Here is a 26113-nt window from a genome sequence, read left to right on the forward strand (position 1 = left end):
GAGCAGTTCGCGAGCAAGCTCGCTCCTACAGGAAACACCGGAGCCTCAGACATATCTTGCAAATGGCCATCGCCTTGTTGAAAATGCGATAAATTATCATTTGCAGTTTTGCGCGCCCATGTCTTCCACCTACGACGTCCAGTCGCTCTACAGCGACCATCACGGCTGGCTGCACAACTGGTTGCGCGGCCGGCTGGGCAATGCCGCCGATGCCGCCGACCTGGCGCAGGACACCTTCGTGCGCGTGCTGTTGCGGCCCGAGCGCAGTGAGCTGCGCACTCCGCGCGCCTTCCTGCGGACCGTGGCCCGAGGCCTGGTGATCGATCACTGGCGCCGCGAGGAACTGGCGCGCGCCTACCTCGAATCCGTCGCGCACCTGCCCGAGGCACAAGTCCCCTCGGCGGAGGCACAGCACAGCATCCTGCAACTGCTGGAAAACATCGCCCGCCTGCTCGATGGGCTCAAGCCCAGGGTGCGCAGCGCCTTCCTGCTGGCCCAGTGCGAAGGCATGCCGCATGCGCAGATCGCCGAGGAACTGGGCGTTTCCGTGCGCTCGGTGGAGCGCTACATCGCCGAGGCACTGTTCCACTGCTACCAACTGCGGTACGCCGAATGAATGGCGCCACACCCGATCCACGGGTGGTGAAGCAGGCGATTCAGTGGACCCTGCGGCTGAACGGCAATGCCGATGCCGAACTGCGCAACGCCTGCGAACACTGGCGCCAGGCCAATCCCGAACACGAAACCGCCTGGCTGCGGGTGCAGGCGCTGAACAGTGAACTGGCGGCCAGCTACCAGGCAGTGCCCGGTGCTCGGGTGGCGCTGGAAACCCTGGAAAGCTCCACTCAGCGACTGCAGCGGCGCCAGGCGCTCAAGCTGCTGTCGACCTTCGCCGTCGGCGCCTCCGCGCTGTGGCTGGCCCGCGAGGTCGCGCCCTGGCAACGCTGGATGGCGGACTTCAGCACAACCGTCGGCGAGCGCCAGCGCTTCACCCTGACCGATGGCAGCGTGCTGCAACTGAACACCGACAGCGCGGTGAATGTGCGCTTCGATACGAACCAGCGCCTGCTGCTTCTGGAGCGTGGCGAGATCCTGCTGAGCACGGCCAAGGACGCCTCACGCCCACTGCGGGTGAGCAACCGGGATGGTCTGTTCGAGGCGCTGGGTACGCGGTTTGTCCTGCGCCAGGACGAGCGCAGCACACGCCTGAGCGTCGAGGCAGGCTCGGTGGCCATCGCTCCGCGCGTGCGCGGTCAGACCACTGCCATCGCCGAGCCCGGACAGACCTTCGAGATCAACGGCGACAGCGCCCTCCTGGCCGAACGCAGCAACATGGACAGCGCCGCCTGGGCCGATGGGCTGATCGTTACCCGCGACATGCGCCTGGCCGACTTCCTCGCCGAGATCGGCCGCTATCGCCATGGCCACCTGCACTGCGACGAAAGCGTGGCCGACTTGCGGCTCTCCGGCGTATTCCGCCTGGACGATACCAATCAACTGCTGGCCCTGCTGCCGCAGACGCTGCCGGTGCGAGTGGAGAAGCGCACCGACTGGTGGGTGACGGTCAGCGCGCGGAGCTGAATGGGAAGATCGGCGCTCGGCCCAACACCCTCTCCCCCGCTCTTTCCCTGAAGGGGGAGGGAGTTATCCGTGCGAACGGAAAGAACTGCGCCCACCGGCGAGCAAAGACGTATCCCCCCACTCCGATCAGTCCCCTCTCTCTTCAGGGAGAGGGGCCCTTGCCCGAGCCTTAAACCAAGCCACCGATAAGGTCGCCGCAAAATAATATTTCTTCGCAATCGAGAATTATTTTTGTCGGGTTTCGCCGCCTCGGTCGGCAAGGAGGAATAACCCGATCATTCCCCTGTCCACGGAAGCCCCTCCATGCGAGCCGTCCACACCCCGACCGCCTCCCCCGCCCTGCCCCGCGCCAGCCGCCTGGCCCATGCCGTGCGTGGCGCGCTGCTGTGCGCCAGCCTCGGCGCCAGCCTCGGCGCCAGCCTCGGCGCCAGCCTGCCGCTGACCGCCTTCGCCGCAGACGGCGCCGCCATCACCAGCAGCCGCGCCTATGCCATCCCGGCCGGCCCGCTGGGCGAGGTACTGAACGCCTTCGCCCGCGAAGCGGGGATCACCCTGTCGGCAACCCCGGAGCAGACACGCGGGCTGAATTCGGCGGGGCTGAACGGCACCTACTCGGTGGACCAGGGCCTCGGGCGCCTGCTGGCGGACACTCCGCTGGAGGCCGTGGACCAGGGCAACGGCAACTACGTGCTGCGCCCGGCCGCACCGACCGACGTGCTGGCCATGCCGTCCAGCGACGTATTCGCCCTGGGCAACGCACTGGGCGAGGAAGACGGCTACCTGGCGACCCACAGCCAGATCGCCACCAAGACCTCCAAGTCCCTGCTGGAAACCAGCCAGAGCGTCTCGGTGATCACCCGCGAGCAGATCGACGACACCGCGTCGAAGACCGTGCAGCAGGCGATCCGCTACACCCCCGGTATCTTCACCGGCCAGGTCGGCGCCTCGAACCGCTACGACTACATCGTCATGCGCGGCTTCGCCGACAACAGCGTTGACAACATCTACCTCGACGGCCTGAAGGCCATGGGCGACAGCGGCACCTTCAGCTCGATGCAGATCGACCCGTACTTCCTTGAGCGCATCGATGTGCTCAAGGGCCCGTCCTCGGTGCTTTACGGCCGCAGTCTTCCGGGCGGGCTGGTGGCGCTGACCAGCAAGAAGCCGCTGTACGAGGATTACCACCAGATCACCGGCACCGTCGGCAACATGGGCCAGAAGGAAATGGGCTTCGACTTCAGCGGCCCACTGGATGAAGAGAAGCGCATCGCCTACCGCCTGGTCGGCCTGGGCAAGGGTTCGGACACCCAGTTCGACCACGTCAAGGAAGAGCGCTACGCCATCGCCCCGACCCTGGCCATCGACTTCACCGACGACACCACGCTGACCCTGCAGGGCTACCTGCAGCACGACCCGAACGGCGGCTACCACGGCGGCGTGCCGGCGGATGGCGCGCTGTTCCACCACAATGGCCAGAAGATCTCCCGCGAATTCTTCGACGGCGAGCCGAGCAAGGACGACTTCGACCGCACGCAGCGCATGTTCGGCTACCAGCTGGAGCACCGCTTCGACGACGTCTGGACCGCGCGGCAGAACTTCCGCTACCTGCACTCCGACGTCGACCTCTCCCAGGTCTATGCGTACGGCTGGACCGCGCCTGACGAGAACACCCTGAACCGCTACTTCTCCGGCGCCAGCGAGCACCTGCAGGCGTACATCATCGATAACATGGCCCAGGCCGAGTTCAACACCGGCGCCGCCAAGCACACCCTGCTGATGGGCCTGGACTACCAGAAGCGTCGCACCACCGTGGACTGGCGCTCGGGCTCGGCGCAACCGCTGGACGCCTTCCACCCGCACTACGGCAACGACGCCATCAGCTACTACCCCGACGACAACCATACCCGTCGCCTCGAGCAGACCGGCGTCTACCTGCAGGACCTGATCGACATCGACAACTGGCGCTTCTCGCTGGGCATGCGGGAGGACTGGGTGACCGTCGAGGACAAGAATCGCAGCACCGGCAGCAAGGCCGACGACGACTGGAAGAAGTTCACCGGCCGCCTCGGCGCGCTGTACCTGTTCGACAACGGTATCGCGCCGTACATCAGCTACTCCGAGTCGTTCAACCCCAACGCCTACTCCGACCAGTCCGGTACACCGCTGGAACCGACCGAGGGCAAGCAGTGGGAAGCCGGCCTGAAGTTCCAGCCCGAGGGCAGCCGCAGCCTGTACACCGCATCGGTCTTCCACATCACCCAGGAGAACGTCGCGTCGAAGGAGCCGCAGGACAACTTCTACACCTCCGTGGGCGAAGTGCGTTCCCAGGGCTTCGAGCTGGAAGCCCACACCCAGGTCACCGACAACCTCAAGCTGCTCGGCAGCTACACCTACACCGACATCACCTACACCAAGTCGCTGGACGGCAACCAGGGCCACACCCCGAACCAGGCGCCCAAGCACATGGCCTCGCTGTGGGCCGACTACGGCTTCAACGCCGGCCCGCTGGATGGCCTGAGCCTCGGCGGCGGCGCCCGCTACGTCGGCGAGACCTGGGCGGACAAGGAAAACACCCTGCGCGTGCCGGACTACACCCTGCTGGATGCGCGCATCGGCTACGACCTTTCCCGCGTCGGCCTGAAGGGCCTGGATGTCAGCCTCAACGCCAACAACCTGCTGGACAAGGATTACGTCGCGTCCTGCTACAGCCTGGACTTCTGCTACTTCGGCGAGAAGCGCAACGTCACCGCGACGGTGAACTACCAGTTCTGATCGCCTGCCGCCCGGTTCGCCGGGCGGTTTCCCCAGAACCTCCGCATTGCCTGCGCACGCGGATGTTTTTTGTAGGGATTCAGGACTCACACGCCCCGTGGCGCGGCCGTCGCCACGGGGCTTTTTGCTTTCTAGAACTCTGCCGCGTGGCGGTAGCGCGTCTCCAACTCCAGGGCGACGCGATAGGCTTGCGCCTCGCTCTCGCTGTGGAAGATGCCGACCAGCAGGCCTTCCTGGTACACATCCCAGCAACGCCCTCCATGGGCGCGGAACTCGCGGGATTTATGGTCGTCGTCACGCTCGGTCACTGTAATGCTCATGTCTTTTCTTCTCCGGTTTTGCCGTACATCAAGGCAGCTCCAGAATCATTCAGTTAGCTAGCTAATTAAATAGTCGCCACCGAGAAAGACTTTTACGAACATTCGCCAAAACGAGCGTCCCAGAAACGCAAAAGCGCAGCTCGAAGGCTGCGCTCTTGGGAGACGAATCGTTCGGATCAGAACGGAATATCGTCGTCGAAGCTGTCGTAGTCCGGAGCCGGTTGCGGCGCGGGCTGGGACTGCTGCTGCGGCGCAGGACGCTGGGCCTGCTGCGGACGCTGCTGCGGCTCGCGGGGAGCGCGCGGAGCATCGTCACCACCGGCGCCCGGACGGCCGCCGAGCAGCTGCATGTTGCCGTTGATGTCGACCACGATCTCGGTGGTGTACTTGTCCTGACCGTCCTGGCCCTGCCACTTGCGAGTGCGCAGGCTGCCTTCGACGTAGATCTGCGAGCCCTTGCGCACGTACTCGGCGACGATCTCCGCCAGGCGACCGAAGAACACCACGCGGTGCCACTCGGTACGCTCCTGCTGCTGGCCGGTCTGCTTGTCCTTCCAGCTCTCGCTGGTGGCCAGGGTGACGTTGGTCACCGCGTTGCCGTTGGGCATGTAACGGGTTTCCGGATCGCCACCGACGTTACCTACCAGAATGACTTTGTTAACCCCACGGGCCATGACGCTCTCCTAAAGGCTTCAGCACGTCGCCTGCTCGGCACCGGCGAGGCGCTCGAGGGACGTGCGATCCACTTGTTGGGAATCCACTTTGACATAAGCGGCCGCTTCTTCAGCGACCACCATCACATCGCTCACACCGGGCAATGCCTTGAAACGCTCAGCCAACGAAGCATCGCGCAGGGCCTCGTCGGACAAAGGCAGGCGAATACTCGTTACATAAGGCGGTTCGCGCATGGTAACAGCAATCGCCAGCCAGAGGGCAGCCAGCACCGCGCAGCCGATGAACACCCCGTCGAGCCCGCCGTGCTGGTACATCCAGCCGCCGAGGATGCCGCCCACGGCGGCGCCGAGGAACTGGCTGGTGGAGTACACGCCCATCGCCGTGCCCTTGCCACCGGCCGGCGACACCTTGCTCACCAGCGAGGGCAGCGAGGCCTCCAGCAGGTTGAACGCGGTGAAGTAGACGATGATGCCGAACACCAGTTCCTTGAGGCTGTTGCCGAACTCCCAGAAGAACAGTTCGCAGAGCATCAGGGTTGCCACGGCGCCGGCCAGTACGCGCTTCATCTGGCGCTTCTTCTCGGCGTAGATGATGAACGGCACCATGCCGAAGAAGCCCACCAGCAGCGCGGTCAGGTAGACCCACCAGTGTTCTTCCTTGGGCAGCCCGGCGCGCTCGACCAGTGCCAGCGGCAGCGCGACGAAGCTGGCCATGAGGATCGCGTGCAGCACCAGGATGCCGGCGTCCAGGCGCAGCAGTTCGCCGTTCTTCAGGGTCGGCAGCAGCGACTGCTTGGCCACGCTCGACTCGCGATGCTGCATGCGGTGGTCAGGCGTTGGCACGAAGAACAGGATGATCAGCATGCCCACCAGGGCCATGCCGGCGGTGAACCAGAACAGCCCGTGCAGGCCGAACCAGTGGGTCAGCACGGGGCCGGCAACCATCGCCACGGCGAAGGACACGCCGATGCTCATGCCGATCATGGCCATGGCCTTGGTGCGGTGCTGCTCGCGGGTGAGGTCGGAAAGCATCGCCATCACCGCCGCGGAAATCGCCCCGGCACCCTGCAGGACGCGGCCGGCGATGATGCCCCAGATGGAATCGGCGTTGGCCGCCAGCGCGGCGCCGGCGGCGAACACCAGCAGGCCGACGATGATGATCGGCCGGCGGCCGATGCGGTCGGACAAGGTGCCCAGCGGGATCTGCAGGATCGCCTGGGTCAGGCCGTAGGCGCCGATGGCCAGGCCGATCAGTGCCGGGGTGGCGCCGGCCAGGTCCTGGCCATAGGTGGCGAGCACCGGCAGGACCATGAACATGCCGAGCATGCGGAACGCGAAGACCAGGGACAGGCCGGCGGCCGCGCGGGTTTCGGTGCCACTCATGCGCTCAGTGTGGGAATCGTGCATAGGCCCCTCATGGAAAGACGAAAAACGGGAGTGCGCTGAATTGCCCCCGTGGCGCCGCGCCACCCAGGCCTTGCAGGGCCGGTTGTCGCCAACGCCGAAAAATAGCCGCGCATTCTAGCAGCCCCGGAGTCCAAGCGAACACACGCGCCACTTTGCCGCGTGCCGACCCCGCCCCGTATACTCATTTGTTTTCGCCCGCCAAGCGAGGCCGTAGTGGACAAGATCCTCATCCGTGGGGCACGTACCCACAACCTGAAGAACATCGACCTGACCCTGCCGCGCGACAAGTTGATCGTGATCACCGGCCTGTCCGGTTCCGGCAAGTCTTCCCTGGCTTTCGACACGCTCTACGCCGAGGGCCAGCGCCGTTACGTGGAATCCCTGTCTGCCTATGCCCGGCAGTTCCTCTCGATGATGGAAAAGCCCGACGTCGACACCATCGAAGGCCTGTCGCCGGCGATCTCCATCGAGCAGAAGTCCACCTCCCACAACCCGCGCTCCACCGTCGGCACCATCACCGAGATCTACGACTACCTGCGCCTGCTCTATGCGCGCGTGGGTATTCCGCGCTGCCCGGACCATGACATTCCGCTGGAAGCGCAGACCGTCAGCCAGATGGTCGACCAGGTACTGGCGCTGCCCGAAGGCCGCAAGCTGATGTTGCTGGCACCGGTGATCCGCGAACGCAAGGGCGAGCACCTGGCGGTGTTCGACGAGATGCGTGCCCAGGGTTTCGTCCGCGCCCGCGTCGACGGCAAGCTCTACGAGCTGGACGAAGTGCCGAAGCTGGACAAGAAGCTCAAGCACTCCATCGACATCGTGGTCGACCGCTTCAAGGTACGCGGTGATTTGCAGCAGCGCCTGGCCGAGTCCTTCGAGACGGCGATCAACCTGGCCGATGGCATCGCGCTAGTCGCACCGATGGATGATGAAGAAGGCGAAGAGATGATCTTCTCCGCCCGCTTCGCCTGCCCGATCTGCGGCCACTCCATCAGCGAGCTGGAACCCAAGCTGTTCTCCTTCAACAACCCGGCCGGCGCCTGCCCGACCTGCGATGGCCTGGGCGTGAAGCAGTTCTTCGACGCGCGGCGTGTGGTCAATGGTGAACTGACCCTGGCCGAAGGCGCGATCCGCGGCTGGGACCGGCGCAACGTCTACTACTTCCAGATGCTCGGTTCCCTGGCCGGGCACTTCGGTTTCAGCCTGGAAGAGCCCTTCCAGGATCTCGACCCGGACCACCAGAAGTTCATCCTCAATGGTTCGGGCCGCGAGAACGTCGAATTCCGCTACCTCAACGACCGCGGCGACATCGTCAAGCGCGCGCACCCATTCGAAGGCATCCTGCCGAACCTGGAACGTCGCTACCGCGAGACCGAGTCGGCCACCGTGCGCGAGGAACTGGCCAAGTTCCTCAGCACCCAGCCCTGCCCGGACTGCCACGGCACTCGCCTGCGCCGCGAAGCACGCCACGTGTGGGTCGGCGACAAGACGCTGCCAGCGATCACCTCGATGCCGGTGGGCACCGCCTGTGAATACGCAGAGAGCCTGACCCTGACCGGTCGCCGTGGCGAGATTGCCTCGAAGATTCTCAAGGAGATCCGCGAGCGCCTGCAGTTCCTGGTCAACGTCGGCCTCGACTACCTGACCCTGGACCGCAGCGCCGACACCCTCTCCGGCGGCGAGGCCCAGCGCATCCGCCTGGCCAGCCAGATCGGCGCCGGCCTGGTGGGCGTCATGTACATCCTCGACGAACCTTCCATCGGCCTGCACCAGCGCGACAACGAGCGCCTGCTGGGCACCCTCACCCACCTGCGCAACCTGGGCAACACGGTGATCGTGGTCGAGCACGACGAGGACGCCATCCGCCTCGCCGACTATGTCGTGGACATCGGCCCGGGTGCCGGCGTACACGGCGGGCAGATCGTCGCCGAGGGCACACCGCAGCAGGTCATGGACCATCCGGACTCCGTCACCGGCGCCTATCTGTCCGGCCGCACCAAGATCGTCGTGCCCGCAGAACGCACCCCGCGCAACAAGAAGCAGTTGCTCAAGCTCAAGGGCGCGCGCGGCAACAACCTGCAGAACGTCAACCTGGAAATCCCGGTCGGCCTGTTCACCTGCATCACCGGCGTTTCCGGCTCGGGCAAGTCGACGCTGATCAACAACACCCTGTTCCCGATCACCGCCACCGCGCTCAACGGCGCCACCACCCTGGAAGTGGCGCCCTACGACTCGTTCGACGGTCTGCAGCACCTGGACAAGGTGGTGGACATCGACCAGAGCCCGATCGGCCGCACCCCGCGCTCCAACCCGGCGACCTACACCGGGCTGTTCACGCCGATCCGCGAGCTGTTCGCCGGCGTGCCGGAAGCCCGCTCGCGCGGCTATGGGCCGGGGCGTTTCTCGTTCAACGTCAAAGGGGGCCGCTGCGAGGCCTGCCAGGGCGACGGCGTGATCAAGGTGGAGATGCACTTCCTGCCCGATATCTACGTCCCCTGCGACGTCTGCAAGGGCAAGCGCTACAACCGCGAGACGCTGGAAGTCCGCTACAAGGGCAAGAGCATCACCGAGGTGCTGGACATGACCATCGAGGACGCCCGCGCGTTCTTCGACGCCGTCCCCGCCATCGCCCGCAAGCTGCAGACGCTGATGGACGTCGGCCTGTCGTACATCAAGCTGGGGCAGAGTGCGACCACCTTGTCCGGCGGCGAGGCACAGCGGGTCAAGCTGTCCCGCGAGCTGTCTAAACGCGATACCGGCAAGACGCTGTACATACTCGACGAGCCGACCACCGGCCTGCACTTCGCGGATATCCAGCAACTGCTGGACGTGCTGCATCGCCTGCGCGACCACGGCAACACCGTGGTGGTGATCGAGCACAACCTGGACGTGATCAAGACCGCCGACTGGCTGGTCGACCTCGGCCCCGAGGGCGGCTCCAAGGGCGGCCAGATCATCGCCACCGGCACGCCGGAGCAGGTTGCGGAGCTGGCGGTCTCGCACACCGGGCACTTCCTCAAGCCGCTGCTGGAGCGTGATCGGGCCTGATCCGCACCGACATGAAAAAAGCCCCTGTCGCCAATCGGCGCAGGGGCTTTTTCTTGGGCCATTGCGGGCGCGGATGTTACCCGCGCGCCTGAATCAGAGCTGCGACTGCAGGTAGTTCTCCAGGCCCATCTTGGCGATCAGGCCGAGTTGCTGCTCCAGCCAGTAGGCGTGATCTTCCTCGGTATCGGTCAACTGCACGCGCAGGATATCGCGGGTGACGAAGTCCTTGTGCTTCTCGCACAGTGCAATGCCCTTAGCCAGCGCAGCGCGCACATGGCGCTCCAGCTTCAGGTCGGCTTCCAGCATTTCCGGCACAGTCTTGCCCGGGTGAATGTCGTCCGGGCGCATGCGCGGGGTGCCTTCGAGCAGGAGGATGCGACGCAGCAACGCATCGGCGTGCTGAGTTTCCTCTTCCATCTCGTGGTTGAGGCGCTCGTAGAGCTTGCTGAAGCCCCAATCCTCGTACATGCGCGAGTGGATGAAATACTGGTCGCGAGCGGCCAGCTCACCGGTCAGCAGCGTGTTGAGATAATCGATAACCTCGGCGTGGCCTTGCATCAGCCTTCTCCCTGGGACGTGACAGCGAATTAAACGGCGCTATGGTCGCGACTGGCCATGACCGGGGTCAAGTCCGCGATGCCCCACAAACGCAACCGCCCTCCGAAGAGGGCGGCTGGTAGAACGGTTTCAGCTTAGTCGAGCTTCAGGCCCAGCGCCTTGGCGACGCCTTCGCCGTAGGCCGGGTCGATCTTGAAGAACAGCGCGAGCTGACGACGCTGGATCGCTTCCGGTACGCCTGCCATGTCCCCGGCAATGTTCTCGTACAGGCGCTGCCGCTGTGCTTCGTCAAACAGACGGAACAGTGCGGCCGGCTGACTGTAGTAATCGTCGTCCACACGGTGGTTCCAGTGGTCGGCGCTGCCTTCCAGGGTCAGCGGCGGCTCGGAGTAATCCGGTTGCTCCTGCCATTGGCTGAAGCTGTTCGGCTCGTAGGTGACGGTCATGTCACCGTTATTGCCGTCCACCCGCATGGCGCCGTCGCGGTGATAGATGCGCGGGTTGTTACGCGCAGCGTTCACCGGGATCTGGTGGTGGTTCACGCCCAGGCGATAGCGGTGTGCATCGCCGTAGGAGAACAGGCGACCCTGGAGCATCTTGTCCGGCGAGAAACCGATGCCAGGAACGATGTTTGCCGGAGAGAATGCCGACTGCTCGACTTCGGCGAAGTAGTTCGCCGGGTTGCGGTTGAGCTCGAAGTAACCCACCTCGATCAGCGGGTAGTCGCCGTGCGGCCAGACCTTGGTCAGGTCGAACGGGTTGTAGCGGTAGGTCGCCGCTTCTTTCTCCGGCATCACCTGTACGTACATTTTCCAGCGCGGGAAGTCGCCGCGCTCGATGGCGTCATACAGGTCGCGCTGGGAGCTCTCGCGGTCGGCGCCGACCAGTTTCGCCGCTTCCTCATTGCTCAGGTTCTCGATGCCCTGCTGGGTCTTGAAGTGGAACTTGACCCAGAAGCGTTCATTACTGGCATTGATGAAGCTGAACGTGTGGCTACCAAAGCCATGGACGTGACGGTAGCTGCGCGGCAGGCCACGGTCGCTGAAGTCGATGGTCAACTGGTGCAGGGCTTCGGGCAGGTGCGAGAAGAAGTCCCACTTCAGCGTGGCGTTGCGCAGGTTGGTGCGCGGATCGCGCTTCACCACGTGGTTCAGGTCGGGGAATTTCAGCGGGTCGCGGAAGTAGAAGACCGGGGTGTTGTTGCCGACCAGGTCCCAGTTGCCTTCCTCGGTGTAGAACTTCAGGGCGAAGCCACGGATATCGCGCTCGGCGTCTGCTGCGCCACGCTCGCCCGCAACGGTGGAAAAGCGCAGGAACAGGGGAGTCTGCTTGCCGACCTGGGAGAACAGCTTGGCGCGGGTATAGCGGGTGATGTCCTGGGTGACGGTGAAGGTACCGTAGGCCGCAGAGCCCTTGGCATGCATGCGACGCTCAGGGATTACTTCGCGGTCGAAGTGCGCCAGTTTTTCCAGGAACCAGACATCCTGCAGCAGCATCGGGCCCCGCGGGCCGGCGGTCTGGACGTTCTGGTTATCGGCGACCGGAGCTCCAGCTGCAGTCGTCAGACGGGTGTTGTCACTCATCGTTACTCTCCTCAACGGCGGGGTGCCTGTATGCCGGCAAACTGCGGAGGCAGAAGGCCCGGCCCGACATCCCAATCGGACAATTAAGCGCCTCCAACGGCATTGCGGCTGTTGATCCAGCTCAGCAAGCAGTAGAAGTCGACGGCGTTAAGGATCGGTGACAAGGGACTTGATAAGCCAATTTATTGATTCGAGCCTATCAATAGATAAAAACTTTTCTCCAGGCGATAAAAAACCGGGCACAAGGCCCGGTTTCTTATAAGGCGTAAACCTTACTCTGCAGCTTCTACTGCTTGGCCGCCAACAGCGCGGTCAATCAGTTCGACGTATGCCATGGGGGCATTGTCGCCGGCGCGGAAGCCACACTTCAGGATGCGCAGGTAGCCGCCCGGACGGTTGGCGTAGCGCTTGCCCAGTTCGTTGAACAGCTTGCCTACGGCTTCTTTCGAACGGGTACGGTCGAAAGCGAGACGACGGTTGGCAACGCTATCCACTTTAGCCAGGGTGATCAGCGGCTCGGCAACGCGACGCAGTTCCTTGGCCTTGGGCAGGGTGGTTTTGATCAGTTCGTGTTCGAAGAGCGACACAGCCATGTTCTGGAACATAGCCTTGCGGTGCGCGCTGGTGCGGCTCAGGTGACGACCACTTTTACGATGGCGCATGGTTCAATTCCTTTCCAAACTTTACGTTCGGTAGCTACGACGATCAGGCAGTAGCCTTGTCGTCTTTCTTGAGACTTGCCGGCGGCCAGTTATCGAGGCGCATACCGAGGGACAGACCGCGAGAGGCCAGAACGTCCTTGATTTCGGTCAGGGACTTCTTGCCCAGGTTCGGCGTTTTGAGCAGCTCTACTTCGGTGCGCTGAATCAGGTCACCGATGTAGTAGATGTTCTCTGCCTTCAGGCAGTTGGCCGAACGGACGGTCAGCTCAAGGTCATCGACCGGACGCAGCAGGATCGGATCGATCTCGTCTTCCTGCTCTTCAACGACGGGCTCGCTGTCGCCTTTGAGGTCCACGAACGCTGCCAGCTGCTGTTGCAGGATGGTAGCGGCGCGACGGATAGCCTCTTCAGGGTCCAGGGTGCCGTTGGTTTCCAGATCGAGGACCAGCTTGTCCAGGTTGGTACGCTGTTCGACACGGGCGTTCTCGACCACGTAGGCAACACGACGTACGGGGCTGAACGAGGCATCGAGCTGAAGACGGCCAATGCTGCGGCTTTCGTCTTCATCGCTGGTGCGGGCATCAGCCGGCTCGTAGCCACGGCCACGAGCGACTTTCAGCTTCATGTTCAGCGCGCCGTTATCGGCCAGGTGGGCGATAACATGGTCACCGTTGACGATCTCGACATCATGATCCAGCTGAATATCGGCAGCGGTCACCACACCCGAGCCCTTTTTCGCCAGGGTCAGCGTCACTTCGTCACGGCCGTGCAGCTTGATGGCCAGGCCTTTCAGGTTGAGCAGGATCTCGATGACATCTTCCTGCACACCTTCGATGGCGGAGTACTCGTGGAGTACGCCGTCGATCTCGGCCTCGACTACCGCACAGCCAGGCATGGAGGACAACAGGATGCGACGCAGCGCGTTGCCCAGGGTATGGCCGAAACCACGCTCGAGAGGCTCGAGAGTGATCTTGGCGCGGGTTTGGCTGACCACCTGCACATCGATGTGGCGGGGGGTCAGGAACTCATTTACCGAACTCTGCATGGATGCACCTATTTTCTAGCCCTTACTTGGAGTAGAGCTCGACAATCAGGTTTTCGTTGATGTCGGCGGACAGATCGGCACGAGCCGGGACACTTTTGAAGGTGCCGGCTTTCTTGTCGGTGTCCACTTCGACCCACTCAACGCGACCGCGCTGGGCGCACAGGTCCAGAGCTTGGGCGATACGCAGCTGGTTCTTCGATTTCTCGCGAACAGCAACGACATCACCGGCTTTGACCTGGTAGGACGGCACGTTTACGGTCTGACCGTTGACGCTGATGGTCTTGTGGGACACCAGCTGACGGGATTCGGAGCGAGTGGAACCGAAGCCCATACGGTAGACGACGTTGTCCAGACGGCACTCAAGCAGCTGCAGCAGGTTTTCACCCGTGGAGCCCTTGCGGCGGGACGCTTCCTGATAGTAGCCACGGAATTGACGTTCCAGAACGCCGTAGATGCGGCGAACTTTTTGTTTCTCGCGCAGCTGCAGACCGTAGTCGGACAGACGACCACGACGCTGGCCATGCTGGCCGGGAACTTGTTCTGCCTTGCACTTCGAGTCGAGGGCACGAACGCCGCTCTTCAGGAAGAGATCAGTGCCTTCGCGGCGGGACAGTTTGCACTTGGGACCAATGTAACGAGCCATTTCTCACTGTCTCCTATTACACGCGACGCTTTTTCGGCGGACGGCAGCCGTTATGCGGGATCGGGGTTACGTCGGTGATGCTGGCGATCTTGTAACCGCAGGCATTCAGCGCACGAACAGCCGACTCGCGACCCGGGCCCGGGCCTTTGACGTTGACGTCAAGGTTCTTCAGACCGTATTCCAGAGCAGCCTGGCCGGCACGCTCGGCCGCTACCTGGGCAGCGAACGGAGTGCTCTTACGCGAGCCACGGAAGCCCGAACCACCGGAAGTGGCCCAGGACAGGGCGTTGCCCTGACGATCAGTGATGGTAACGATGGTGTTGTTGAAGGACGCGTGGATGTGCGCGATCCCATCAACCACCGTCTTTTTGACTTTCTTGCGAGGACGAGCAGCAGGTTTTGCCATGACTATATTCCTAAGCGATTACTTGCGGATCGGCTTACGCGGGCCCTTACGGGTGCGCGCGTTGGTCTTGGTACGCTGACCGCGAACCGGCAGACCACGACGATGACGCAGACCGCGGTAGCAACCGAGGTCCATCAGACGCTTGATATTCATGTTGATTTCGCGACGCAGGTCACCTTCAGTGGTCAGCTTGGCCACTTCGGTACGCAGCGAATCGATCTGCTCTTCGCTCAGCTCTTTGATCTTTACAGCCGGGCTGATGCCGGTGGCTGCACAGATGCTCTGTGCGGTAGTGCGACCAACACCATAGATGTAGGTCAGCGAGATAACAGTGTGCTTGTTATCCGGAATGTTTACGCCTGCAATACGGGCCATTCAGAAAAACTCCAATTGACAGCTACCCGGCGCCCAGGGAGCCAAGAAAGGGCGCGGATATTAGCGCTGTAAAAACAAATAATCAACCCGGCAGCACACTAGCTGCCGGGCTATCACGCGTGAATCACACTCAGCCTTGGCGCTGTTTGTGACGCGGCTCCGCGCTGCAGATCACACGAACGACGCCTTCGCGACGGACGATCTTGCAGTTGCGGCACAGCTTCTTAACCGATGCACGAACTTTCATCAGTGACTCCTCGAACCTTACGGGTCAGCGCAGCAGACCGCTGCCATAGCCCTTCAGGTTGGCTTTCTTCATGAGGGATTCGTACTGGTGAGAAACGAGGTGCGATTGTACTTGGGCCATAAAGTCCATCACAACCACGACCACGATCAGCAACGAGGTCCCGCCAAGGTAGAACGGAACGTGGGCAGCTACGACCAGGAACTGGGGCAGCAGGCACACAGCCGTCATGTACAGGGCACCGAACATGGTCAAACGGGTCAGCACGCCATCGATGTAGCGAGCAGACTGTTCACCCGGACGAATACCCGGAATAAATGCACCGGACTTCTTGAGGTTTTCCGCCACGTCCTTCGGGTTGAACATCAGCGCTGTGTAGAAGAAGCAGAAGAAGACGATCCCTGCACTAAACAGCAGAATGTTCAGCGGCTGACCAGGCGCGATCGCTTGCGCGACGTCCTGAAGCCAACCCAGGCCTTCCGACTGACCGAACCAGGCACCCAGGGATGCCGGGAACAGCAGGATGCTGCTGGCGAAAATCGCAGGGATTACACCTGCCATGTTCACTTTCAGCGGCAAATGGCTGGTCTGGGCGGCAAACACCTTGCGACCTTGCTGGCGCTTGGCGTAATGCACGGCGATACGACGCTGACCCCGCTCGATGAACACCACGAACGCGATGATGGCCACGGCCAGCAGGCCGATGGCGATCAGGGCGAAGATGTTGATGTCACCTTGACGCGCGGACTCGAAGGACTGACCGATTGCTCGGGGCAGGCCTGCGACGATACCGGAGAAGATCAACATGGAGATGCCGTTGCCGACACCCCGCTCGGTGATCTGCTCACCCAGCCACATCATGAAGAGTGCACCCGCCACGAAGGTGGTGACCGACACGAAGTAGAAGCCGAAGTCGTTGGAGAAGGCCACGCCCTGGCTACCCAGACCAATGGACATGCCAATGGCCTGGACAAGTGCCAGGACGAGAGTCGCGTAGCGGGTGTACTGGCTGATCTTGCGACGCCCAGACTCACCCTCTTTCTTCAACTGCTCCAGCTGCGGGCTGATAGCGGTCATGAGCTGCATGATGATCGACGCCGAGATGTACGGCATGATCCCCAGTGCAAAAATACTCATGCGCTCCAACGCGCCGCCGGAAAACATGTTGAAGAGGCTAAGAATGGTCCCCTCGTTCTGCCGGAACAGTGCCGCCAAGCGATCGGGGTTGATGCCCGGGACTGGGATGTGCGCGCCGATCCGATAGACGATGATCGCCAGGAACAGGAAACGCAGACGTGCCCAGAGCTCGGACAAACCACCACCGTTGCTCAGCGCAGAGAGAGCACCTTGCTTAGCCATTTAGTCCTCGATTTTGCCGCCAGCTGCTTCGATAGCCGCACGAGCGCCCTTGGTGGCGCCGATGCCTTTCAGAGTGACCGCGCGAGTAACGTCGCCCGACAGCATGACTTTCACACGCTGTACGTTCTGGTTAATCACGTTGGCATCCTTCAGGGCCTGCACGGTAACGACATCACCCTCGACCTTGGCCAGTTCGGAAGTGCGCACTTCTGCGCGATCCATGGCTTTCAGCGAGTTGAAGCCGAACTTCGGCAGACGACGGTGCAGCGGTTGCTGACCACCCTCGAAGCCCGGAGCGATGGAGCCACCGGAGCGGGAGGTTTGACCTTTGTGACCACGGCCACCGGTCTTGCCCAGACCGCTACCGATGCCACGGCCCGGACGGTGCTTTTCGCGACGGGCACCCGGCGCGGAACGCAGATCGTTCAGTTGCATGGATTAACCCTCCACACGCAGCAGGTAGTAAGCCTTGTTAATCATGCCGCGGTTTTCAGGAGTGTCCTGAACTTCGACGGTGTGATTAATGCGACGCAGGCCGAGGCCTTTGACGCAAGCCTTGTGATTGGCCAGACGGCCGTTCAGGCTCTTGATCAGGGTAACTTTGACAGTTGCCATGGTTAGAGAATCTCCTCGACGCTCTTGCCACGCTTGGCCGCTACCGACTCAGGGGACTGCATGTTCTTCAGGCCCTTGAAGGTTGCGTAGACCACGTTCACCGGATTGGTGGAGCCGTAGCACTTCGCCAGAACGTTCTGCACACCGGCCACTTCCAGGACAGCACGCATGGCGCCGCCGGCGATGATGCCGGTACCTTCGGAAGCCGGCTGCATGTACACCTTGGAGGCGCCATGGGCGGACTTGGTCGGGTACTGCAGGGTGGTGCCGTTCAGATCAACCTGGATCATGTTGCGGCGAGCAGCTTCCATTGCCTTCTGGATAGCGGCCGGCACTTCACGCGCCTTGCCACGACCGAAGCCAACACGGCCCTTGCCATCGCCAACCACGGTCAGCGCGGTGAAGGCGAAGATACGGCCACCTTTTACGGTTTTGGCGACGCGGTTCACTTGAACCAGCTTCTCGATGTAGCCTTCGTCGCGCTTTTGATCGTTGTTTGCCATAACTTAGAACTCCAGACCGCCTTCACGAGCGGCATCAGCCAGGGCCTTGATACGACCGTGGTACTTGAAGCCAGAACGGTCGAACGCCACCTGAGTGACGCCGGCAGCCTTGGCGCGTTCCGCGACCAGTTGACCAACTTTCTTGGCTGCGTCGACGTTGCCGGTGGCAGCTTCGCGCAGTTCCTTGTCCAGGGTCGAGGCGCTGGCCAGGACCTTGCCGCCGTCGGCTGCAATGACCTGGGCGTAGATGTGCTGGGAGGAGCGGTACACGCAGAGGCGTACGGCTTCCAGTTCGCGCATCTTCAGGCGAGCCTTGCGAGCGCGGCGCAGACGGGTTTCTTTCTTGACGCTCATTTGCTATGCCCTACTTCTTCTTGGCTTCTTTACGAAGGACGACTTCGTCGGCGTAACGCACGCCCTTGCCTTTGTACGGCTCCGGCGGACGGAAGTCGCGGATTTCCGCGGCAACCTGGCCAACCAGCTGCTTGTCGATACCCTTGATCAGGATGTCGGTCTGGCTGGGGGTTTCCGCGACGATGCCGGCAGGCAGTTCGTAATCAACCGGGTGGGAGAAGCCGAGAGCCAGGGACAGCACTTGGCCTTTGGCCTGCGCTTTGTAACCAACACCAACCAGCTGGAGCTTGCGCTCGAAGCCTTGGCTGACGCCGATCACCATGTTGTTGACCAGAGCGCGGGTGGTACCGGCCATGGCACGGGTCTGCTGGTCGCCGTTACGCGCAGCGAAACGCAGCTCACCGTTGTCCTGAATGACTTCGACGGACGGATGTACTTTCAGCTCCAGAGCACCTTTGGCGCCCTTGATCGAAAGTTCCTGACCAGCCAGCTTGATTTCAACGCCGGCAGGCAGAATGACGGGGTTCTTAGCAACGCGAGACATGCTGATTCCCCTTAGAACACAGTGCAGAGCACTTCGCCACCGACGCCAGCGGCACGGGCAGCACGGTCAGTCATCACACCTTTGTTGGTGGAGACGATCGAAACGCCCAGGCCGCCGCGAACTTTCGGCAGCTGGTCTACGGATTTGTACTGGCGCAGGCCAGGACGGCTGATTCGCTTCACTTCCTCGATGACAGGCTTGCCTTCGAAGTACTTCAGCTCGATCGACAGCAGAGGCTTGGCCTCGGCGGTGACTTGGAAATCCGCAATGTAACCTTCGTCCTTGAGGACTTTGGCGACTGCCGCTTTCAGCTTGGAAGACGGCATGCTCACGACGGTCTTCTCAGCCATCTGGGCATTACGGATGCGAGTTAGCATGTCTGCTAACGGGTCCTGCATACTCATGGGCTTAATGCTCCTGATACAAAAGATAAGCCTTCAACTTCATAACTCGCCCTCAAAACACCGGACGATCTAAACCCGGGCTCAGGGGAGCCGGGTATTCTAGAGATCGCTCAAAAACGAATCAAGCCCCACGAGGGGGCTTGCTTCGCAAAGCGATCAACGGAGCCGTTGCCGACTCCGTCTAGCACTTACCAGCTGGCTTTCACCAGGCCCGGTACGTCACCGCGCATTGCCGCTTCACGCAGCTTGTTACGGCTCAAGCCGAACTTGCGGTAGTAACCGTGCGGACGACCGGTCAGACGGCAACGGTTACGCAGGCGGCTGGCGCTCGCGTCACGCGGTTGCTTCTGCAGGGCGACCTGGGCATTCCAACGATCTTCCGCAGTGGTGCTCGGATTAACGATGATCGCTTTCAGCTCGGCACGCTTTTTAGCGTACTTGGCTACCGTGCGCTGACGCTTCAGCTCACGGTTCTTCATGCTCTCTTTAGCCATGGTCCTACTCCAATCAGTTGCGGAACGGGAATTTGAAGGCGCGCAGCAGGGCACGACCTTCATCATCCGAACGCGCGGTAGTGGTCAGAGTGATATCCATACCGCGGAGGGCATCGATCTTGTCGTAATCGATTTCCGGGAAGATGATCTGCTCTTTGACGCCCATGCTGTAGTTGCCACGGCCGTCGAAGGACTTGGCATTCAGACCGCGGAAGTCGCGCACGCGCGGCAGGGAGATCGACAGCAGACGGTCCAGGAACTCGTACATGCGATCGCCACGCAGGGTGACTTTCACACCGATCGGCCAGCCTTCACGAATCTTGAAGCCAGCGATGGACTTACGAGCGTAAGTCACGACCGGCTTCTGACCCGCGATCTTTTCCAGATCGGCTACGGCGCTCTCGATGACTTTCTTGTCGCCGACAGCTTCGCCAAGACCCATGTTCAGGGTGATTTTGGTAACGCGCGGAACTTCCATCACGTTCGCCAGCTGAAGCTCTTGCTTCAGCTTGGGAGCGATTTCCTTCCGATAAATTTCTTTCAATCGTGCCATGGTGATCTACCTAGCTCCCTCAAGCCTGAACCGGTTTCTGGGTCGACTTGAAGACACGAATCTTCTTACCGTCTTCGACTTTGAAACCAACGCGGTCAGCCTTGTTGGTTTCAGCGTTGAAGATGGCGACGTTGGAGACGTGCAGAGGCGCCTCCTTCTCGACGATCCCGCCTTGCTGGTTGAGCATGGGGTTGGGCTTGGTGTGGCGCTTGACCAGGTTCACACCGCCAACGACCAGACGGTCGTCAGCCAGAACCTTGAGCACCTTGCCACGCTTGCCCTTGTCCTTGCCGGCAATGACGATGACTTCGTCGTCACGACGAATTTTTTGCATGACGGCTACTCCTTACAGCACTTCAGGGGCAAGCGAGACGATCTTCATGAACTTCTCGGTACGAAGTTCACGAGTCACCGGCCCGAAGATACGGGTGCCGATCGGCTCCTGCTTGTTATTCAGCAGGACGGCGGCGTTGCCGTCGAAGCGAATGATGGAACCGTCGGTACGACGTACGCCGTGCTTGGTGCGAACGACCACGGCAGTCATTACCTGGCCCTTCTTCACCTTGCCACGCGGAATCGCTTCCTTGACGGTGACCTTGATGATGTCGCCAATGCCGGCGTAACGGCGGTGCGAACCGCCGAGTACCTTGATGCACATTACGCGACGCGCGCCGCTGTTATCAGCGACTTCGAGCATGGATTGAGTCTGAATCATCTTCTATCTCCGACCCTTAGACTTCAACCGCGCGCTCGACGACATCAACCAGGGTCCAGGCCTTGGTCTTGGCCAGCGGACGAGTTTCGCGAATGGTGACCAGGTCACCAATGCGGCACTGATTGGTTTCGTCGTGGGCGTGCAGTTTGGTCGAACGCTTCACGTATTTGCCGTAGATCGGGTGCTTGACGCGACGCTCGATCAGAACGGTAACGGTCTTGTCCATCTTGTCGCTGACAACGCGGCCAGTCAGCGTACGGACGGTTTTCTGAGCTTCAGCCATGATTACTTACCTGCTTGCTGGTTGAGCACAGTTTTCACGCGAGCGATATCGCGCTTAACCTGCGAGAGCAGGTGAGACTGCCCCAACTGGCCAGTTGCTTTCTGCATGCGCAGATTGAACTGGTCGCGCAGCAGGCCGAGCAGTTGCTCGTTCAGCTGCTCAACGGATTTTTCACGAAGTTCATTCGCTTTCATCACATCACCGTCCGCTTAACAAAGGAGGTGGCGAGCGGCAGCTTTGCAGCAGCCAGGGCGAATGCCTCACGCGCCAGCTCTTCGGATACACCCTCGATCTCGTACAGGACCTTGCCCGGTTGAATCTGGGCTACCCAGTACTCGACGCCACCCTTACCTTTACCCATACGTACTTCCAGGGGCTTCTTGGTAACAGGCTTGTCGGGGAATACGCGGATCCAGATCTTGCCGCCACGTTTTACGTGACGGGTCAGCGCACGACGTGCGGACTCGATCTGACGCGCGGTGAGACGGCCACGGCTGGTTGCCTTGAGGGCGAACTCGCCGAAGCTGACTTTAGAACCGCGATGAGCCAGGCCACGGTTGTGACCGGTCATTTGCTTGCGGAACTTCGTACGCTTGGGTTGCAGCATTTGCGTACTCCTTACTTAGCAGCTTTTTTACGAGGAGCGGGCGCTTGGGGCTTCAGCTCTTCCTGGCGGCCACCAATGACCTCGCCTTTGAAGATCCAAACCTTCACACCGATCACACCGTAGGTGGTGTGCGCTTCGTAGGTTGCGTAGTCGATGTCGGCACGCAGGGTGTGCAGGGGCACACGACCTTCGCGATACCACTCGGTACGAGCGATTTCAGCGCCGCCCAGACGACCGCTTACCTGGATCTTGATGCCTTTGGCACCAATGCGCATGGCGTTCTGTACGGCGCGCTTCATGGCGCGACGGAACATAACGCGACGCTCCAGCTGCTGAGCTACGCTTTGCGCAACCAGCATACCGTCGAGTTCCGGCTTGCGGATCTCTTCGATGTTGATGTGCACCGGCACACCCATTTGCTTGGTCAGGTCCTGACGCAGCTTCTCAACATCTTCACCTTTCTTGCCGATCACGATGCCGGGACGAGCGGTGTGGATGGTGATGCGTGCGGTTTGAGCCGGACGATGGATATCGATACGGCTTACGGACGCGCTTTTTAGTTTGTCTTGGAGATACTCACGTACCTTCAGGTCGGCGAACAGATAATCGGCGTAAGTGCGCTTATCTGCGTACCAAACGGAGGTGTGCTCCTTGACGATACCCAGGCGGATGCCATTGGGATGTACTTTCTGACCCATCTGATCGACTCCGTTACTTGTCCGCAACCTTGACAGTGATATGGCAAGACCGCTTGACGATGCGATCAGCACGGCCTTTGGCACGCGGCATGATGCGCTTGAGCGAACGACCTTCGTTGACGAAGACGGTGGAGACTTTGAGATCGTCCACATCGGCGCCTTCGTTGTGCTCGGCGTTGGCAACGGCCGACTCCAGCACTTTCTTCATGATCTCGGCGGCTTTCTTGTTGCTGAAAGCCAGGAGGTTGAGCGCATCGCCCACCTTCTTCCCGCGGATCTGGTCGGCGACCAAGCGGGCTTTCTGGGTGGAGATACGAGCGCCCGAGAGCTTAGCGGCTACTTCCATCTTCCTTACCCCTTAACGCTTGGCTTTCTTGTCCGCAGCGTGCCCACGATAAGTGCGGGTAGCAGCGAACTCGCCGAGTTTGTGACCGACCATGTCTTCGTTGACCAGGACCGGCACGTGTTGACGGCCGTTGTGGACAGCGATGGTCAGACCAACCATGTGCGGCAGAATCATCGAACGGCGCGACCAGGTCTTGATCGGCTTGCGGTCGTTCTTTTCCACCGCCACTTCGATCTTCTTCAGCAGGTGAAGATCGATAAAAGGACCTTTTTTCAGAGAACGTGGCACTGTCGTATCCCTCTATTTACTTGCGGCGACGGACGATCATGTTGTCGGTACGCTTGTTCGCGCGAGTCTTCTTACCCTTGGTCTGAAGACCCCACGGCGATACCGGATGACGACCAGCAGAGGTACGACCTTCACCACCACCATGCGGGTGGTCGACCGGGTTCATGGCAACACCACGAACGGTCGGGCGAACGCCACGCCAGCGTTTGGCACCGGCTTTACCCAGCGAACGCAGGCTGTGCTCGGAGTTCGAGACTTCACCCAGGGTCGCACGGCAGTCAGCCAGGACTTTGCGCATTTCACCGGAACGCAGACGCACGGTTACGTAGGCACCTTCACGGGCAACCAGCTGAGCCGAGGCGCCAGCGGAGCGAGCGATCTGAGCGCCTTTGCCAGGCTTCAGTTCGATACCGTGGATGGTGCTACCCACCGGGATGTTGCGCAGCGGCATGTTGTTGCCGGCCTTGATCGGAGCGCCGATACCGGAGATCAGTTGATCGCCAGCCACCACGCCTTTGGGGGCGATGATGTAACGACGCTCGCCGTCCGCGTATTTCAGCAGAGCGATGTGAGCAGTACGGTTCGGATCGTATTCGACGCGTTCAACGATGGCAGGAATGCCATCCTTGTTGCGACGGAAGTCGACCAGACGATAGTGCTGCTTGTGGCCACCACCGATATGACGGGTGGTGATACGACCGTTGTTGTTACGGCCGCCCGACTTGGACTTCTTCTCGAGCAGGGGAGCGAACGGAGCACCTTTGTGCAGGTCCTGGTTCACTACCTTGACGACGAAACGACGACCAGCGGAAGTCGGTTTGCATTTAACGATTGCCATGATGCACCCCTTTACTCAGCGCCAGCTGCGAAATCGAGATCCTGGCCCGGCTGGAGAGCGATGTACGCTTTTTTCCAGTCGTTACGCTTGCCCAGGCCGCGAACGGTACGCTTGGTCTTGCCCTGAACGTTCAGGGTGGTGACGCGACGTACTTTCACGCCGAACAGGCTTTCTACGGCCTTCTTGATTTCCAGCTTGGTTGCATCAGTGGCAACCTTGAAAACGAATTGGCTGTTGCCGTCCGCCAGGCCGGTGGCCTTCTCGGAGATATGCGGGCCCAGCAGCACTTTGAATACGCGTTCCTGGTTCATGCCAGCAGCTCCTCGAACTTCTTCACGGCAGACACGGTGACCAGCACCTTGTCGTAGGCGATGAGGCTGACCGGATCGGAAGCCTGAACGTCACGTACATCGACGTGGGCCAGGTTGCGAGCTGCCAGGTACAGGTTCTCATCGACGCCTTCGGTGACGATCAGTACATCTTTCAGGCCCAGGCCTTCCAGCTTGCTGACCAGACCTTTGGTCTTCGGTGCGTCGACAGCGAAGTCGGCAACGACAACCAGACGATCCAGACGAACCAGCTCAGAGAGGATGGAGCGCAGAGCAGCGCGGTACATCTTCTTGTTGAGCTTCTGGGAGTGATCCTGGGGCTTGGCTGCGAAAGTCGCGCCGCCGCCACGCCAGATGGGGCTACGGATGGTGCCAGCACGAGCACGACCAGTGCCCTTCTGACGCCACGGCTTCTTGCCGCCACCGGAGACTTCGGAACGAGTCTTCTGAGCCTTGGTGCCCTGACGACCGCCAGCCATGTAGGCGACGACTGCCTGGTGAACCAGGGTCTCGTTGAATTCGCTACCAAAAGTACGCTCGGAAACCTCGATCGCCTGAGCGCCATTTACATTCAGTTGCATCTCAGCTTCCTCTCTTAACCGCGAGCCTTGGCTGCCGGACGCACCAGCACATCACCACCGGTAGCGCCGGGAACGGCACCTTTGACCAGCAGCAGATTGCGCTCTGCATCGACACGCACGACCTCAAGGGATTGAACGGTTACACGCTCAGCACCCATGTGGCCCGACATTTTTTTGCCCTTGAACACTCGACCAGGAGTCTGGCACTGGCCGATGGAACCCGGGACGCGGTGGGAAACGGAGTTACCGTGGGTGTTATCTTGACCACGGAAGTTCCAGCGCTTGATGGTACCGGCAAAGCCTTTACCCTTGGACTCGCCGGTAACGTCTACCAGCTGGCCTGCCTGGAACAGATCGACAGAGATGGAATCGCCTGCCTTGAACTCCTCTTCGCCCAGACGGAATTCCCACACGCCGCGACCGGCGGCGACATTCGCCTTGGCAAAGTGACCGGCTTGCGCCTTGGTCACGCGAGAAGCACGGCGCTCGCCAGCAGTGACCTGCACAGCGCGATAGCCATCGCTTTCTTCGTTTTTGAACTGGGTGACGCGATTCGGCTCGACCTCAATGACCGTGACCGGAATGGAGACACCATCTTCGGTGAAGATGCGGGTCATGCCGCACTTACGACCGACAACACCAATTGTCATCTTTAGAACCTCTTTAGTGTACGGGGCTTTCACCCGCTATGGCCGCCCATTTCAGAGCGTTACACGACCAATGCCGAAGGCATTAGCCGAGGCTGATCTGTACTTCGACGCCAGCAGCAAGGTCGAGCTTCATCAGCGCGTCGACGGTTTTGTCGGTCGGCTGAACGATGTCGAGAACACGCTTGTGGGTACGAATTTCGTACTGGTCACGAGCGTCCTTGTTGACGTGCGGGGAAATCAGCACGGTGTAACGTTCCTTGCGGGTCGGCAGAGGAATCGGACCACGCACCTGAGCGCCAGTACGTTTCGCGGTTTCCACGATTTCCTGGGTAGATTGGTCGATCAGGCGGTGATCAAAAGCCTTCAACCGAATACGGATTTGTTGATTTTGCATTTGACCTCAGACTCCAAGTTGCCATTCCCAACGGACGGACTCCGCCCGTTAAAAGGAGGCGCAATTGTACGGATGCGCCTGGGGGGTGTCAATATTTAACCAACTCAACGAAAAAGGGACCCCGAAGGGTCCCTTTTTCTGCAGCGGATCAGCGATTACTCGATGATCTTGGCAACCACGCCGGCGCCAACGGTACGGCCGCCTTCGCGAATCGCGAAGCGCAGGCCATCTTCCATGGCG

Annotated in this window: 37 protein-coding genes and 1 pseudogene; 4 read left to right on the forward strand and 34 right to left on the reverse strand. The window is 61.1% G+C overall.

Translation table 11 applies throughout. The features are described from left to right. The first annotated feature begins 118 nt into the window (after positions 1–118). The 3 genes from A9513_RS00670 to A9513_RS00680 all read left to right on the forward strand — a co-directional run bounded on the left by A9513_RS00670 (position 119) and on the right by A9513_RS00680 (position 4353). Complete coding sequence (locus tag A9513_RS00670; protein WP_065083719.1) at positions 119–616, forward strand: sigma-70 family RNA polymerase sigma factor; 498 nt, start codon at positions 119–121, stop codon at positions 614–616. Next, complete coding sequence (locus A9513_RS00675; protein WP_065083720.1) at positions 613–1581, forward strand: FecR domain-containing protein; 969 nt, start codon at positions 613–615, stop codon at positions 1579–1581. The genes A9513_RS00670 and A9513_RS00675 overlap by 4 nt, the downstream gene beginning before the upstream one ends. Positions 1582–1884: 303 nt before the next feature. After that, on the forward strand, positions 1885–4353 hold the full coding sequence (locus A9513_RS00680; protein WP_065083721.1) for a TonB-dependent siderophore receptor: 2469 nt from the start codon (positions 1885–1887) through the stop codon (positions 4351–4353). A 131-nt stretch (positions 4354–4484) separates the two neighbouring features. On the opposite strand, the gene A9513_RS00685 is transcribed toward A9513_RS00680, so the two are convergent. The 3 genes from A9513_RS00685 to A9513_RS00695 all read right to left on the reverse strand — a co-directional run bounded on the left by A9513_RS00685 (position 4485) and on the right by A9513_RS00695 (position 6754). Then, entirely contained in the window at positions 4485–4673 is a 189-nt protein-coding gene (locus tag A9513_RS00685) for a hypothetical protein (protein WP_024767074.1), read from the reverse strand. Between the two features lie 176 nt (positions 4674–4849). Then, the gene (ssb, locus tag A9513_RS00690; protein WP_017521888.1) at positions 4850–5347 is read right to left on the reverse strand and encodes a single-stranded DNA-binding protein; all 498 of its coding nucleotides are present in this window, start codon (positions 5345–5347) and stop codon (positions 4850–4852) included. An 18-nt stretch (positions 5348–5365) separates the two neighbouring features. Beyond that, positions 5366–6754 carry an MFS transporter gene (locus A9513_RS00695; protein ID WP_024767075.1) on the reverse strand — a complete coding sequence of 463 codons (1389 nt, stop codon included), beginning with the start codon at positions 6752–6754 and terminating at the stop codon, positions 5366–5368. Positions 6755–6967: 213 nt separating this feature from the next. On the opposite strand from A9513_RS00695, the gene uvrA reads away from it, so the two are divergent. Next, entirely contained in the window at positions 6968–9802 is a 2835-nt protein-coding gene (gene uvrA / locus A9513_RS00700) for an excinuclease ABC subunit UvrA (RefSeq protein WP_054906705.1), read from the forward strand. Positions 9803–9895: 93 nt separating this feature from the next. Here the strand turns inward: uvrA and bfr are convergent, their stop codons facing one another. The 31 genes and pseudogenes from bfr to A9513_RS34650 form a co-directional block, all read right to left on the reverse strand. Continuing rightward, entirely contained in the window at positions 9896–10360 is a 465-nt protein-coding gene (gene bfr, locus A9513_RS00705; RefSeq protein ID WP_024767076.1) for a bacterioferritin, read from the reverse strand. 134 nt (positions 10361–10494) lie between these two features. Further along, positions 10495–11943 carry a catalase KatA gene (gene katA, locus A9513_RS00710; RefSeq protein ID WP_065083722.1) on the reverse strand — a complete coding sequence of 483 codons (1449 nt, stop codon included), beginning with the start codon at positions 11941–11943 and terminating at the stop codon, positions 10495–10497. Between the two features lie 272 nt (positions 11944–12215). After that, positions 12216–12605, reverse strand: a complete 390-nt coding sequence (gene rplQ / locus A9513_RS00715) for a 50S ribosomal protein L17 (protein WP_015475338.1) — start codon at positions 12603–12605, stop codon at positions 12216–12218. A gap of 43 nt (positions 12606–12648) precedes the next feature. After that, positions 12649–13650, reverse strand: a complete 1002-nt coding sequence (rpoA, locus tag A9513_RS00720) for a DNA-directed RNA polymerase subunit alpha (RefSeq protein ID WP_024767078.1) — start codon at positions 13648–13650, stop codon at positions 12649–12651. A 22-nt stretch (positions 13651–13672) separates the two neighbouring features. Then, positions 13673–14293 (reverse strand): 30S ribosomal protein S4, encoded by a 621-nt coding sequence (gene rpsD / locus A9513_RS00725; RefSeq protein WP_017521893.1) that lies wholly within the window; start codon positions 14291–14293, stop codon positions 13673–13675. 16 nt (positions 14294–14309) lie between these two features. Next, on the reverse strand, positions 14310–14699 hold the full coding sequence (gene rpsK / locus A9513_RS00730) for a 30S ribosomal protein S11 (protein WP_003093689.1): 390 nt from the start codon (positions 14697–14699) through the stop codon (positions 14310–14312). 18 nt (positions 14700–14717) lie between these two features. Next, a complete protein-coding gene (rpsM, locus tag A9513_RS00735; RefSeq protein ID WP_024767079.1) occupies positions 14718–15074 on the reverse strand; it encodes a 30S ribosomal protein S13 in 357 nt (118 codons plus the stop codon). A 130-nt stretch (positions 15075–15204) separates the two neighbouring features. Next, on the reverse strand, positions 15205–15321 hold the full coding sequence (rpmJ, locus tag A9513_RS00740) for a 50S ribosomal protein L36 (protein WP_014854209.1): 117 nt from the start codon (positions 15319–15321) through the stop codon (positions 15205–15207). A 24-nt stretch (positions 15322–15345) separates the two neighbouring features. Then, the gene (gene secY / locus A9513_RS00745; protein ID WP_024767080.1) at positions 15346–16677 is read right to left on the reverse strand and encodes a preprotein translocase subunit SecY; all 1332 of its coding nucleotides are present in this window, start codon (positions 16675–16677) and stop codon (positions 15346–15348) included. Continuing rightward, positions 16678–17112: a 50S ribosomal protein L15 gene (gene rplO / locus A9513_RS00750; RefSeq protein ID WP_017521896.1), complete on the reverse strand. Its 435-nt coding sequence runs from the start codon at positions 17110–17112 to the stop codon at positions 16678–16680. A 3-nt stretch (positions 17113–17115) separates the two neighbouring features. Then, positions 17116–17292, reverse strand: coding sequence for a 50S ribosomal protein L30 (gene rpmD / locus A9513_RS00755; RefSeq protein ID WP_009617174.1), 177 nt, complete (start codon positions 17290–17292; stop codon positions 17116–17118). A 2-nt stretch (positions 17293–17294) separates the two neighbouring features. Next, entirely contained in the window at positions 17295–17795 is a 501-nt protein-coding gene (gene rpsE / locus A9513_RS00760) for a 30S ribosomal protein S5 (RefSeq protein ID WP_009617173.1), read from the reverse strand. A 3-nt stretch (positions 17796–17798) separates the two neighbouring features. After that, positions 17799–18149: a 50S ribosomal protein L18 gene (gene rplR / locus A9513_RS00765; protein ID WP_017521897.1), complete on the reverse strand. Its 351-nt coding sequence runs from the start codon at positions 18147–18149 to the stop codon at positions 17799–17801. Positions 18150–18159: 10 nt separating this feature from the next. Then, a complete protein-coding gene (gene rplF / locus A9513_RS00770; RefSeq protein ID WP_015475332.1) occupies positions 18160–18693 on the reverse strand; it encodes a 50S ribosomal protein L6 in 534 nt (177 codons plus the stop codon). Between the two features lie 11 nt (positions 18694–18704). Next, positions 18705–19097: a 30S ribosomal protein S8 gene (gene rpsH, locus A9513_RS00775; protein ID WP_015475331.1), complete on the reverse strand. Its 393-nt coding sequence runs from the start codon at positions 19095–19097 to the stop codon at positions 18705–18707. A 188-nt stretch (positions 19098–19285) separates the two neighbouring features. Next, the gene (gene rpsN / locus A9513_RS00780) at positions 19286–19591 is read right to left on the reverse strand and encodes a 30S ribosomal protein S14 (protein WP_024767384.1); all 306 of its coding nucleotides are present in this window, start codon (positions 19589–19591) and stop codon (positions 19286–19288) included. A gap of 13 nt (positions 19592–19604) precedes the next feature. Then, positions 19605–20144: a 50S ribosomal protein L5 gene (gene rplE / locus A9513_RS00785; RefSeq protein ID WP_017521899.1), complete on the reverse strand. Its 540-nt coding sequence runs from the start codon at positions 20142–20144 to the stop codon at positions 19605–19607. Between the two features lie 19 nt (positions 20145–20163). Beyond that, on the reverse strand, positions 20164–20478 hold the full coding sequence (rplX, locus tag A9513_RS00790; RefSeq protein WP_024767385.1) for a 50S ribosomal protein L24: 315 nt from the start codon (positions 20476–20478) through the stop codon (positions 20164–20166). Positions 20479–20490: 12 nt separating this feature from the next. Continuing rightward, positions 20491–20859 (reverse strand): 50S ribosomal protein L14, encoded by a 369-nt coding sequence (gene rplN / locus A9513_RS00795; RefSeq protein WP_017521901.1) that lies wholly within the window; start codon positions 20857–20859, stop codon positions 20491–20493. 16 nt (positions 20860–20875) lie between these two features. Next, on the reverse strand, positions 20876–21142 hold the full coding sequence (gene rpsQ, locus A9513_RS00800; protein ID WP_024767386.1) for a 30S ribosomal protein S17: 267 nt from the start codon (positions 21140–21142) through the stop codon (positions 20876–20878). Between the two features lie 2 nt (positions 21143–21144). Further along, entirely contained in the window at positions 21145–21336 is a 192-nt protein-coding gene (gene rpmC, locus A9513_RS00805; protein WP_003093720.1) for a 50S ribosomal protein L29, read from the reverse strand. Then, a complete protein-coding gene (gene rplP, locus A9513_RS00810) occupies positions 21336–21749 on the reverse strand; it encodes a 50S ribosomal protein L16 (RefSeq protein ID WP_009617163.1) in 414 nt (137 codons plus the stop codon). The genes rpmC and rplP overlap by 1 nt, the downstream gene beginning before the upstream one ends. An 11-nt stretch (positions 21750–21760) precedes the next feature. Next, positions 21761–22447 carry a 30S ribosomal protein S3 gene (gene rpsC, locus A9513_RS00815; RefSeq protein ID WP_024767387.1) on the reverse strand — a complete coding sequence of 229 codons (687 nt, stop codon included), beginning with the start codon at positions 22445–22447 and terminating at the stop codon, positions 21761–21763. Positions 22448–22460: 13 nt separating this feature from the next. Beyond that, the gene (gene rplV / locus A9513_RS00820) at positions 22461–22793 is read right to left on the reverse strand and encodes a 50S ribosomal protein L22 (protein ID WP_065083723.1); all 333 of its coding nucleotides are present in this window, start codon (positions 22791–22793) and stop codon (positions 22461–22463) included. Positions 22794–22805: 12 nt separating this feature from the next. Further along, positions 22806–23081 carry a 30S ribosomal protein S19 gene (gene rpsS / locus A9513_RS00825; RefSeq protein ID WP_015475324.1) on the reverse strand — a complete coding sequence of 92 codons (276 nt, stop codon included), beginning with the start codon at positions 23079–23081 and terminating at the stop codon, positions 22806–22808. Between the two features lie 16 nt (positions 23082–23097). Further along, on the reverse strand, positions 23098–23919 hold the full coding sequence (rplB, locus tag A9513_RS00830; protein ID WP_024767388.1) for a 50S ribosomal protein L2: 822 nt from the start codon (positions 23917–23919) through the stop codon (positions 23098–23100). 11 nt (positions 23920–23930) lie between these two features. Then, the gene (gene rplW, locus A9513_RS00835) at positions 23931–24230 is read right to left on the reverse strand and encodes a 50S ribosomal protein L23 (protein WP_015475322.1); all 300 of its coding nucleotides are present in this window, start codon (positions 24228–24230) and stop codon (positions 23931–23933) included. Further along, positions 24227–24829, reverse strand: coding sequence for a 50S ribosomal protein L4 (gene rplD / locus A9513_RS00840; RefSeq protein ID WP_017521904.1), 603 nt, complete (start codon positions 24827–24829; stop codon positions 24227–24229). Before rplD ends, rplW begins: the two co-directional genes overlap by 4 nt. Before the next feature lie 14 nt (positions 24830–24843). Next, positions 24844–25479 (reverse strand): 50S ribosomal protein L3, encoded by a 636-nt coding sequence (gene rplC, locus A9513_RS00845; protein WP_024767389.1) that lies wholly within the window; start codon positions 25477–25479, stop codon positions 24844–24846. Positions 25480–25561: 82 nt separating this feature from the next. After that, the gene (rpsJ, locus tag A9513_RS00850; protein ID WP_003243886.1) at positions 25562–25873 is read right to left on the reverse strand and encodes a 30S ribosomal protein S10; all 312 of its coding nucleotides are present in this window, start codon (positions 25871–25873) and stop codon (positions 25562–25564) included. A 155-nt stretch (positions 25874–26028) separates the two neighbouring features. Beyond that, a pseudogene (locus tag A9513_RS34650) lies at positions 26029–26113 on the reverse strand (elongation factor Tu); the annotation flags it as partial.

The organism is Pseudomonas sp. AU12215, from assembly GCF_001675465.2.
GTDB classification, from domain to species: Bacteria; Pseudomonadota; Gammaproteobacteria; order Pseudomonadales; family Pseudomonadaceae; genus Pseudomonas; species Pseudomonas nitroreducens.

Coding starts and splice junctions, on each gene's coding strand:
- rpsD (WP_017521893.1), bottom strand. CDS start 14,293: ATGGCTCGTTACATTGGTCCCAAGTGCAAACTGTCCCGCCGCGAAGGC.
- rplD (WP_017521904.1), bottom strand. CDS start 24,829: ATGCAACTGAATGTAAATGGCGCTCAGGCGATCGAGGTTTCCGAGCGT.
- katA (WP_065083722.1), bottom strand. CDS start 11,943: ATGAGTGACAACACCCGTCTGACGACTGCAGCTGGAGCTCCGGTCGCC.
- rplE (WP_017521899.1), bottom strand. CDS start 20,144: ATGGCACGATTGAAAGAAATTTATCGGAAGGAAATCGCTCCCAAGCTG.
- rpsC (WP_024767387.1), bottom strand. CDS start 22,447: ATGGGTCAGAAAGTACATCCCAATGGCATCCGCCTGGGTATCGTCAAG.
- rpsM (WP_024767079.1), bottom strand. CDS start 15,074: ATGGCCCGTATTGCAGGCGTAAACATTCCGGATAACAAGCACACTGTT.
- A9513_RS00685 (WP_024767074.1), bottom strand. CDS start 4,673: ATGAGCATTACAGTGACCGAGCGTGACGACGACCATAAATCCCGCGAG.
- A9513_RS00675 (WP_065083720.1), top strand. CDS start 613: ATGAATGGCGCCACACCCGATCCACGGGTGGTGAAGCAGGCGATTCAG.
- rpmC (WP_003093720.1), bottom strand. CDS start 21,336: ATGAAAGCGAATGAACTTCGTGAAAAATCCGTTGAGCAGCTGAACGAG.
- rpmD (WP_009617174.1), bottom strand. CDS start 17,292: ATGGCAACTGTCAAAGTTACCCTGATCAAGAGCCTGAACGGCCGTCTG.
- rpsJ (WP_003243886.1), bottom strand. CDS start 25,873: ATGCAAAATCAACAAATCCGTATTCGGTTGAAGGCTTTTGATCACCGC.
- rplQ (WP_015475338.1), bottom strand. CDS start 12,605: ATGCGCCATCGTAAAAGTGGTCGTCACCTGAGCCGCACCAGCGCGCAC.
- rpoA (WP_024767078.1), bottom strand. CDS start 13,650: ATGCAGAGTTCGGTAAATGAGTTCCTGACCCCCCGCCACATCGATGTG.
- rplB (WP_024767388.1), bottom strand. CDS start 23,919: ATGGCAATCGTTAAATGCAAACCGACTTCCGCTGGTCGTCGTTTCGTC.
- rplC (WP_024767389.1), bottom strand. CDS start 25,479: ATGACAATTGGTGTTGTCGGTCGTAAGTGCGGCATGACCCGCATCTTC.
- rplF (WP_015475332.1), bottom strand. CDS start 18,693: ATGTCTCGCGTTGCTAAGAACCCCGTCATTCTGCCTGCCGGCGTTGAA.
- rplX (WP_024767385.1), bottom strand. CDS start 20,478: ATGCAAAAAATTCGTCGTGACGACGAAGTCATCGTCATTGCCGGCAAG.
- rpsK (WP_003093689.1), bottom strand. CDS start 14,699: ATGGCAAAACCTGCTGCTCGTCCTCGCAAGAAAGTCAAAAAGACGGTG.
- rplW (WP_015475322.1), bottom strand. CDS start 24,230: ATGAACCAGGAACGCGTATTCAAAGTGCTGCTGGGCCCGCATATCTCC.
- rplV (WP_065083723.1), bottom strand. CDS start 22,793: ATGGAAGTAGCCGCTAAGCTCTCGGGCGCTCGTATCTCCACCCAGAAA.
- rplP (WP_009617163.1), bottom strand. CDS start 21,749: ATGCTGCAACCCAAGCGTACGAAGTTCCGCAAGCAAATGACCGGTCAC.
- rplO (WP_017521896.1), bottom strand. CDS start 17,112: ATGCAACTGAACGATCTGCGTTCCGCGCCGGGTGCCCGTCGCGAAAAG.
- rplN (WP_017521901.1), bottom strand. CDS start 20,859: ATGATTCAGACTCAATCCATGCTCGAAGTCGCTGATAACAGCGGCGCG.
- secY (WP_024767080.1), bottom strand. CDS start 16,677: ATGGCTAAGCAAGGTGCTCTCTCTGCGCTGAGCAACGGTGGTGGTTTG.
- bfr (WP_024767076.1), bottom strand. CDS start 10,360: ATGCAAGGCCACGCCGAGGTTATCGATTATCTCAACACGCTGCTGACC.
- A9513_RS00680 (WP_065083721.1), top strand. CDS start 1,885: ATGCGAGCCGTCCACACCCCGACCGCCTCCCCCGCCCTGCCCCGCGCC.
- rpmJ (WP_014854209.1), bottom strand. CDS start 15,321: ATGAAAGTTCGTGCATCGGTTAAGAAGCTGTGCCGCAACTGCAAGATC.
- rpsN (WP_024767384.1), bottom strand. CDS start 19,591: ATGGCTAAAGAGAGCATGAAGAACCGTGAGCTGAAGCGTCAGCGCACG.
- rpsE (WP_009617173.1), bottom strand. CDS start 17,795: ATGGCAAACAACGATCAAAAGCGCGACGAAGGCTACATCGAGAAGCTG.
- A9513_RS00695 (WP_024767075.1), bottom strand. CDS start 6,754: ATGCACGATTCCCACACTGAGCGCATGAGTGGCACCGAAACCCGCGCG.
- rpsH (WP_015475331.1), bottom strand. CDS start 19,097: ATGAGTATGCAGGACCCGTTAGCAGACATGCTAACTCGCATCCGTAAT.
- rplR (WP_017521897.1), bottom strand. CDS start 18,149: ATGAGCGTCAAGAAAGAAACCCGTCTGCGCCGCGCTCGCAAGGCTCGC.
- A9513_RS00670 (WP_065083719.1), top strand. CDS start 119: ATGTCTTCCACCTACGACGTCCAGTCGCTCTACAGCGACCATCACGGC.
- rpsQ (WP_024767386.1), bottom strand. CDS start 21,142: ATGGCTGAAGCTCAGAAAACCGTCCGTACGCTGACTGGCCGCGTTGTC.
- ssb (WP_017521888.1), bottom strand. CDS start 5,347: ATGGCCCGTGGGGTTAACAAAGTCATTCTGGTAGGTAACGTCGGTGGC.